This is a genomic window from Caulobacter sp. P1_B12_2 (assembly GCF_056406675.1).
The window spans coordinates 1-2,400 of record NZ_JBFTZS010000582.1; the positions used below are offsets into that span (position 1 = coordinate 1).

Genomic DNA, 2,400 nt, shown 5'->3' on the forward strand with positions numbered 1-2,400 from the left:
GCTGCTGGCGCTCCGGCCGCCGGCGCGCCGACCACCCCGGCCCCGGCCGCCGCCAAGTCCTGATCGACTTCGGTTCAGACCAAGATCAGAAGGCCGCGAAGTTCGCTTCGCGGCCTTTTTCTTTGCCGTCTTCGCGGGCGCCCTGAATTCAGGCGCCTCAGGCTGCGTGGAAGCGTCTGCAGCAAAGCTGCCTTGCCACGTTTTCCTATTTTATGAGTAGGGTATCGGACCGCACCGTTTCACCGGAACCGTTCGACCATGACGTCTCGCCTGCTGGCCGCCGCCGCTCTCGCCGCGATGCTGATCACCGCCCCCGTTTCGGCCTTCGCCGCCAAGGCGCCGACCGTGGCCTTGAAGTCGCTGGCCGACCTGCCGACCCCACCCTATCCCTATGACGAGAAGGCCGACGCCGAGGCCGACGTCGCCGCGGCGCTGAAGCGCGCCAAGAAGGCCCACAAGCTGACCCTGATCGATTTCGGCGGCAACTGGTGCGGCGACTGCCGGGTCTTCGCCGGCGTCATCGAGCAGCCCGACGTCAAGAAATGGGTCGACAAGCACTACGAGGTCGTGACCGTGAACGTCGGCCGCTACGACAAGAACATGCAGATCCCGGCCCGCTACGGCCTCGACAAGCTGAAGGGCGTGCCCAGCTTCCTGGTGGTCGACGGCAACGGCAAGCTGGTCAACGAGGGCGCATACTTCGCCCTGACCGACGCCCGCCACATGACGCCGCAGTCGATCGTCGACTGGCTGGCCCAGTGGCCGAAGTGATTGTCATCCCGGACGAGCGCGCAGCGCGAAGATCCGGGACCGACGCCTGAGCTCAGCGCTTCCGGCGGTCCCGGATAACGGCTTCGCCGTTTCCGGGATGACAACCCTTTAGGCGTCTAAGGCCGCCGCCACCCCGTCACCGCTCCGCCGCCCGCCGCCTCGACGCGGGCGAGCGCGTCGGCCAGGGGCTCGACGGCCACCGCCATGTGGTGGGCGTTGGCGTGCAGGATGGTGTCGGCGTCCAGCAGGATCGCCACGTGGCCTTTCCAGAACACCAGRTCGCCGCGCCGGCGATCCTCAGCCGCGACCGGCGCGAAGAAGGCCAGCTGCATGTCGGTGTCGCGCGGGACCGCCTGGCCGCAGGCCGCCAGGGCCTGCTGCACCAGGCCCGAGCAGTCCAGACCCAGCGACTCGCGGCCGCCCCACTGGTAGGGCGCGCCCAGATAGCGCTCGGCGACCGCCACATAGTCGGTCAGGGCCACGCCCACGGGCGCCAGGTGGGCGGCGACGAACCAGCCCGTGCCCTCGCCCTTGGCGAACCGGCCGTCGACGGCCTCGATCGCGGTCAGGGCGTTCAGCGAATAGAGGCCCACCGGGCGCGACTTGATGTTCGGCTCGGCGAAGGCGTAGGTGCGCGGGACCGCGACCTGATGGGTGGCCGGCTCGCCCAGGGCGGCCAGGTCGTCCTCGGCGACGAAGCCCACATAGCCGTCGCGCGCCGCCTGGCCCCAGGCGAAGCCGTCCTGGACGTCCAGCACGCGGAAGACCTCGCCGAACAGCAGCTGGTCCCACTGCTCGGCCATCGGATGGGCCGTCTTGCGCAGGGCGGCGGTGGGGACCGCCACCTGCCGCAGGGTCGGGGCCTCGTAGCGCCCGGCGGCGACCAGGCCTTGCAGGTCCAGGTCCGCCAAGTCGGCGCGGGCCAGGGTTATGCGGGGATCGCTCATGCTTGAGCCTTGGGGAAACGCGACTTCAGCATGCCGTAGAGCCCCCGGATCACCTGGGCCTCGCCGCCGGACGCGAAGCCCGGCCGGGCCTTGGGGTTCCAGGCGAAGATGTCGAAATGGACCCACGCCCCCGTGGTCGGCGCGAAGCGCTGCAGGAACAGGGCGGCGGTCATCGAGCCGGCCTGGGCCCAGGCGTCGGCGTCGTTCTTGAGGTCGGCGATGTCGCTCTCGACCGCCTCCCTGTATCCATCCCACAAGGGCATGCGCCAGACCGGGTCGGAGGCCTCGCGCGCGCCCTCCTCGATCTCCAGGGCCAGGTCGTCGTCCGGCGTATAGAAGGGAATGAGCTGCGGCCCCAGGGCGACGCGGGCCGCGCCGGTCAGGGTGGCCATGTCGATGGTCAGCACCGGCTCCAGCTCGGCGGCGCGGGTCAGGGCGTCGGCCAGGATCAGCCGGCCTTCCGCGTCGGTGTTGCCGACCTCGACGGTCAGGCCCGCGCGGGTGGCCAGCACGTCGCCGGGCCGCATGGCGTCGCCGGCGATGGCGTTCTCGACCACGGGGACCAGCACGCTCAGCGCCACGGGCAGGCCGGCGGCCATCACCATCCGGGCCAGCGCCAGGGCGTGGGCGGCGCCGCCCATGTCCTTCTTCATCAGCCGCATGCCGCCGGACGGCTTGATGT

Annotated in this window: 3 protein-coding genes; 1 reads left to right on the top strand and 2 read right to left on the bottom strand. The window is 70.6% G+C overall.

Annotation, left to right across the window (positions count from 1 at the left end):
• The first annotated feature begins 258 nt into the window (after positions 1 to 258).
• A complete protein-coding gene (locus AC1DZ6_RS23590) occupies positions 259 to 771 on the top strand; it encodes a thioredoxin family protein (protein ID WP_477099538.1) in 513 nt (170 codons plus the stop codon).
• 116 nt (positions 772 to 887) lie between these two features.
• Here the strand turns inward: AC1DZ6_RS23590 and AC1DZ6_RS23595 are convergent, their stop codons facing one another.
• Positions 888 to 1,718: a C40 family peptidase gene (locus AC1DZ6_RS23595; RefSeq protein ID WP_477099539.1), complete on the bottom strand. Its 831-nt coding sequence runs from the start codon at positions 1,716 to 1,718 to the stop codon at positions 888 to 890.
• Positions 1,715 to 2,400: leucyl aminopeptidase family protein (locus AC1DZ6_RS23600; RefSeq protein WP_477099540.1), on the bottom strand; the 686-nt coding region annotated here is incomplete at its 5' end. The genes AC1DZ6_RS23600 and AC1DZ6_RS23595, both read right to left, overlap by 4 nt.